The 5,570-nt window shown below is 42.8% G+C and carries 5 protein-coding genes and 1 tRNA gene; 4 read left to right on the top strand and 2 right to left on the bottom strand.

Features of this window, described 5'->3' with window-relative positions; genetic code table 11:
- Positions 1-234 (top strand): hypothetical protein (locus Q0296_RS09715; protein WP_298039985.1); only part of this gene is annotated, 234 nt, incomplete at its 5' end.
- Between the two features lie 10 nt (positions 235-244).
- On the opposite strand, the gene pyk is transcribed toward Q0296_RS09715, so the two are convergent.
- Positions 245-1,696, bottom strand: a complete 1,452-nt coding sequence (gene pyk, locus Q0296_RS09710) for a pyruvate kinase (RefSeq protein WP_298039982.1) — start codon at positions 1,694-1,696, stop codon at positions 245-247.
- 92 nt (positions 1,697-1,788) lie between these two features.
- Between pyk and dctP the strand changes: the two genes are divergently transcribed.
- Positions 1,789-2,850 carry a TRAP transporter substrate-binding protein gene (gene dctP, locus Q0296_RS09705; RefSeq protein ID WP_298039979.1) on the top strand — a complete coding sequence of 354 codons (1,062 nt, stop codon included), beginning with the start codon at positions 1,789-1,791 and terminating at the stop codon, positions 2,848-2,850.
- A gap of 71 nt (positions 2,851-2,921) precedes the next feature.
- Here dctP and Q0296_RS09700 read toward each other — a convergent pair whose 3' ends face one another.
- Positions 2,922-4,121: a molybdopterin molybdotransferase MoeA gene (locus tag Q0296_RS09700; protein ID WP_298039976.1), complete on the bottom strand. Its 1,200-nt coding sequence runs from the start codon at positions 4,119-4,121 to the stop codon at positions 2,922-2,924.
- A gap of 135 nt (positions 4,122-4,256) precedes the next feature.
- On the opposite strand from Q0296_RS09700, the gene yedE reads away from it, so the two are divergent.
- Complete coding sequence (gene yedE / locus Q0296_RS09695) at positions 4,257-5,315, top strand: YedE family putative selenium transporter (RefSeq protein ID WP_298039974.1); 1,059 nt, start codon at positions 4,257-4,259, stop codon at positions 5,313-5,315.
- Positions 5,316-5,431: 116 nt separating this feature from the next.
- Positions 5,432-5,508 (top strand) — tRNA-Met (locus Q0296_RS09690).
- Positions 5,509-5,570: the final 62 nt, after the last annotated feature.

The raw sequence follows: 5,570 nt of genomic DNA, 5'->3' as shown, positions 1-5,570 counted from the left end.
CGCAACTGCAGGGCAGACACGAAGTTCGTCACCTTATACTCCTTTTTAAATCCCTCGTCTGCTCGCAGTTACGAGGCAAAGCCCGAGCAAAACCCCTCGCACGTTAGAGAGGCATGCGAATGTGCTGTCGCACCACATGCAGTTAAAAAACTCAAGCAAATTTTAAAATTAGAGCTGGCATATCACGGCTCTAAATTTAAAAGAAATTTTAGTGCCCAAAATATCAGGCACTAAATCCATAAATTTACTCGGTTGCAAGATCAAGGTAATAATCAAGCTGGTCACGTCTGATGATACGTATGAGGTTTGTGCTGCCCTCTACGCCTGTTGGGTGGCCAGCTGTGACGAGATAGGTCTTGTCATGCTCAACGTATCCAGCGTCGTAGGCCTTTTTGATGACATTTGCAAGAAGGACATTTAGCTTTGTCTTTTCAAGCACGAGCGCTGGCGTCACACCCCAAGCAAGGGTAAGCATGTGAGCTGTCTGCTCGTCGTGCGCGATAGCGATGATGTCGATACTTGTGCGGTTTCTAGCTAGTTTTATGGCTGATTTGCCTGAGCCTGTGATAGAGAGTATCGCATTTGCCTTGATGCGAACGGCTAGCGAAGCTGCGCTATTTGCGACCATATCTGTCTCGTCAAAAAAGTCAAATTCGTCAAATTTATTGTATGGATAGATGCTTTGCGTTTGTATGATCGTTTTGCTCATCGCCTCTACGACTGCGACTGGGTTTTTGCCGATCGCACTCTCCTCGCTTAGCATAACTGCGTCAGTGCCGTCTAGCACGGCGTTTGCCACGTCGCTGATCTCCGCTCTTGTAGCAGTTTCATGCTCTGCCATACTTAGCATCATCTGCGTTGCTGTTATGACTGGCTTGCTGGCTGCATTTGCCTTTTTGATGATGAGCTTTTGTATGGTTGGGACCCTGTAAAATGGCACTTCTATGCCAAGATCGCCACGAGCTACCATGATACCGTCGCTTTTAGCGATGATATCATCTATGTTTTCGACCGCATCAAATTTCTCGATCTTAGATAAGATAGCCGCTTTGGAGCCAAATTCTTTTAAGATATTTCTCGCTTTTATCACGTCATTTGCGTCTTGTACGAAGCTAATGGCAACGAAATTTACGCCGTGTTTTGCGCCAAATTCCATATCCTCTTTATCTTTTGGCGTGATGATCTCGATACCAAGGGTAGTATTTGGGAAATTTACACCTTTGTTTGAGTTTAAAATTCCGTCATTTTCGATGATGGTTTTTACGACTACTTTGCCCTCGCCTATAACTCTTGCTCTGATCGAGCCATCGTAGAGATAGACATACTCGCCAGACTTTAGCATAGGTAAAATTTGAGGCTGATTTAGGCTCACTTTATAAACGCCTTTTGCAACTTTTTCGCCTACGATATCCTCTGCGTATATGCTTAGCTCGTCGCCAGCTTGCAAGTAAAATGGCTCACTAAGCTTGCCAACTCTTATCTTTGGTCCGCAGATATCTTGCAAGATACCTATGCGTTTGTTTAGCTTTTTCTCGACATTTCTGATCTTATCGATGTTTGATTTGTGGTATTCGTGTGTTCCATGGCTGAAATTTAAACGAAAAACATTAACACCTGCTCTAACCATCGCCTCCATCGTCTCTTCATTGTCACTTGCTGGCCCTAAAGTCGCTACAATTTTCGTCTTTTTTATCATTTTTATGCCCTGTAATTTGATTTTTGCGATTATAACACAATTTAATAATGTAAATTTTTTGTATAATAGGCAAAATTTTTAAAGGAGAGAATATGAATAAATTTTTATTAACATCTCTTGGACTAGCGGCTCTTGCTTGTGCTGCTATGGGAGATGACAAAGTCTACAAGCTCAAGCTTGCAAGCTCATGGGAGAGCACTATGCCAGTGCTTGGTGAAGTGCCAAAAGAGCTAAAAGAGAAGGTCGAAAAGATGAGTAATGGCCGCATCGAGATCAGGATCGACTACCCATCAAAACACAAGTCACCTTTTGCGATGCTAGACTTTGCAAAAAGCGGTCAATACGACATCGGCTACACAGCTAGCTACTACTACAAAGGCAAAGACCCTAAGACTATGTTCTTTACAGCAACGCCATTTATGATGAATACCGACGAGCAAACAGCTTGGTATGAATTTGGCGGCGGAAAAGAGCTAGAGGCGAAAGTTTTTGACCCATATAACATCAAAATTTTTAGAGCTGGCAACACTGGCATGCAAATGGGCGGCTGGTTTAAAAAAGAGATCAAGTCAGTTGATGATATCAAAGGCTTAAAGATAAGAATTCCAGGCTTTGGTGGCGAAATTTTCTCTAAACTTGGCGCAAATATCAACACTATCCCAACTGGCGAGCTATATATGGCGCTTGAGATGGGTACGATCGACGCGGTCGAGTGGGTTAGCCCAGCTTACGACATGGCGCTTGGTTTTCACAAAGTGGCTAAATTTTACTACACAGGCTGGCAAGAGCCAAACGGCGAAACTCAGTTTTTCTTTAACAAAAAATCATACGAAAAACTTCCAGATGACCTAAAAGCGATCTTCGAAGCAGCAGCTGCAGAGGTGGCAAGCAATGCAAATACAAAGGTATTTTACTCAAATGTCGAATACTGGGACAAAATGAAGAGCGAGTATCCAGACATCCAAGTAAAAACTTTCCCAGCTGAAGTCATCGCAGCTCTTAAAAAGGCTACAAACGAGCTACTTGATGAAGAGAGCGCAAAAGATCCACTATTTAAAGAGATCGTCGAGTCTCAAAGAGCTTTCCTAAAAAAAGCAAGAGAGTGGACAAAAATGTCTGACTACGCTTACATCAAAACAAACGAAGAAAAATAATCACAGCAGGGAGTTTCCCTGCTTTTTACTCTAAATTTGCCAAAATAACTCTGGCAAATTTAATTTTACCCTTAGCAAGGCATCTTTAAAACTTCTACCACTTCACCTTTTGCGATAAATTCCGTCTCTTTTGGGATGATAAGCAGTGCCGCTTCGTTGGTTAGGTTATTTACGATGGCTGAGCTGCCTAGCTTTTTGCCGTCTAAATTTACGAAAATTTTGCCATCTCTGTTTTCTAAATTTACCGCTGTAAATTCCAAAAATGGCGAGCGTTTTTTGTAGTCTTCGTCCATTATCGCCGTGATCTTTGGCTCTTCTTGGCTAAACCAAGTGTTTATAAGCACTCTAACGTAAAGCACGCACATAACCATCGCCGAGTAAGGAAATCCAGGCAGCGCAAAGATATATTTGTCGCCTGATTTTGCCACTCTGATATGGCGGCCTGGTTTTATCGCAGCGCCCTCGATGATGAGCTTAAAGTTTTCATTTAAAGCGCCCTTTACAAAGTCATAGTCTCCCATGCTGATACCGCCAGTAGTCACCAAGATATCGGCTGATTTTAGCGCATTTATGATCGCTTTTTCGACAAGCTCGGCCTTATCTCTTACGATCTCGCAGATGATCGGCTCTGCGCCCATTTTACGTATCTGCATAGCGATACCTACGTGGTTTGAGCTGTGAATTTGCGCTGGACTATCAAGCGGTTCGCCAAGGTCTTTTATCTCGCTGCCAGTTGCTAGTATCGCCACTCTTGGGCGGATAAAAACACTTACGTGAAAGACGCCAAGCTCGGCAAGAAGAGCGATCTCAGAGTATGTTAGGCGCGTGCCTTTTTTTATTAAAATTTCGCCTTTTTTGTAGCTCTCGCCGACTGCTCGCACGGCAAAGCCCTTTGGCACGCTCTTTTTGATGATTATTTTTGAGCCGCTAACCTCGACATTTTCAACCGGCACAAGAGTGTCAGTGCCTTCGCTCATTAACGAGCCAGTGAAGGTTTTGACGCATTTGCTACCCTCTACATGTAGCCCTTTGTCGCTACCTGCTGGCAGATCGGTGATGAGCTCAAGCTCACTTAAGCCCTCTTTAAAGGCAAAAGCGTAGCCATCCATCGCCGAAACTGGCTTTGCTGGGTAGTTTTCAGCGGCTGTGACATCGTAGGCGATATTTCTATCAAGCGCATCTGTGATAGCTACTTTTTCGACCTTTTCCCACGCATTTATCGTATCTTTTAGAATTTTCAGGCTATCTGCATAGCTCATAAAATCTTTCATCATTTATCCTTTTTATGAAATTTTTGCATATTCTATCCACTTTGCTCTTAAAAAAATTAATCTTTGTTTTATTTAATGATTATTAAAATGTCGTTTAAGAAACCGGTCGGGTTTTACCTTTACACAGGAATTTACATGAACAAAACATTGCTTTACATCATCGCAGGTGCGAGCCTTGGCATACTTGCTCCAGTGCTCGTTCATTTTGGCAACCCAGCAAATATGGGTGTTTGCGCGGCTTGCTTTTTACGAGATAGCATGGGTGCGCTTGGCTTTCACCAAGCAAAAGTCGTGCAGTATCTAAGGCCTGAAATTTTAGGGCTTATCATCGGAGGCTTTCTAGCTAGCGTGCTTTGGAGCAGAAATTTCACTCCAGTATCTGGTAGTGCGGCATTTTCTAGGTTTTTCTTAGGCGTGTTTGCGATGATAGGCTGCCTCATATTTTTAGGCTGCCCTTGGAGAGCGTTTTTGCGTCTTGGAGGCGGAGATATGACCGCTATCGCTGGCGTTGTTGGCCTATTTGCTGGCGTTTTTGTGGGACGAGCTTTTAAGAAAAACGGCTACATTTTGCCAGAGAGCGAAACCACCGCAAAGGCGATAGGATTTTTGCCAACTATCATTGCTATTTTGCTTTTGATAGCACTTATCTTTGGTCTAAAACTTGGCGAAAATGGCGCATTATTTAGCTCAGAAAAAGGTCCAGGCTCACAGCATGCAAATTTATTTATCTCTCTTATTTGTGCCATTATCATCGGTGCATTTATGCAAAGAAGTAAATTTTGCTCAGTGGGAGCAATAAGCAAAATTTTCGAGCGTGACTTTTCGATGTTTTATGGCGTCATCTCTATCGTCCTTTTTGCAAGCATCACAAATTTAGTGCTAAATCAATACAAATTTGGTTTTGAAGCTCAGCCTATCGCTCACAATGATATGCTTTGGAATTTCCTTGGTATGACGCTCGCTGGTCTTTGCTTTAGCCTAAGCTATGGCTGCCCTGGCAAACACCTAGTGCAGATGGGAGCTGGAAATTTAAGCTCTGCTCTTTTTGTTTTAGGTATGGGAGCAGGTGCTGCTATAAGTCATAACTTCGTGCTTGCAAGCTCAGGAGCTGGCATCACACCTTTTGCCCCGTATGCCGTAGCTATCGGTTTTATATACGCTATCTACGTTGGATTTTTCACTAAAAAAGCTTAACTGAATTTGGCTGCTTTTGCAGTCAAATTTGCTTTTTTATCTATAAAATTTGAGTGAGATAAATTTTAGCTAAAAATAAGTTCTTAGGTTGTATAATCCAAAACTTATTTTAAGTTGTCACGGTAGCTCAGCTGGTTAGAGCGCTGGTCTCATAAGCCGGAGGTCGGGAGTTCAAGTCTCCCCCGTGACACCATAGATGTCCTACTTATCGATACTTTAACTGCCCTTTTTGCAGTTTCCCTTTCTTTAAAATTT

It is taken from the genome of uncultured Campylobacter sp., assembly GCF_937890585.1.
Lineage (GTDB): Bacteria > Campylobacterota > Campylobacteria > Campylobacterales > Campylobacteraceae > Campylobacter_A.
Note: the sequence above shows the minus strand (reverse complement) of the source record. Positions and strands in the feature narration are given on the sequence as shown.

What these genes read in the sequence shown, in the direction of transcription:
- pyk (WP_298039982.1), bottom strand. Translation starts at nt 1,696, where the DNA reads ATGATAAAAAAGACGAAAATTGTAGCGACTTTAGGGCCAGCAAGTGAC.
- dctP (WP_298039979.1), top strand. Translation starts at nt 1,789, where the DNA reads ATGAATAAATTTTTATTAACATCTCTTGGACTAGCGGCTCTTGCTTGT.
- Q0296_RS09700 (WP_298039976.1), bottom strand. Translation starts at nt 4,121, where the DNA reads ATGAAAGATTTTATGAGCTATGCAGATAGCCTGAAAATTCTAAAAGAT.
- yedE (WP_298039974.1), top strand. Translation starts at nt 4,257, where the DNA reads ATGAACAAAACATTGCTTTACATCATCGCAGGTGCGAGCCTTGGCATA.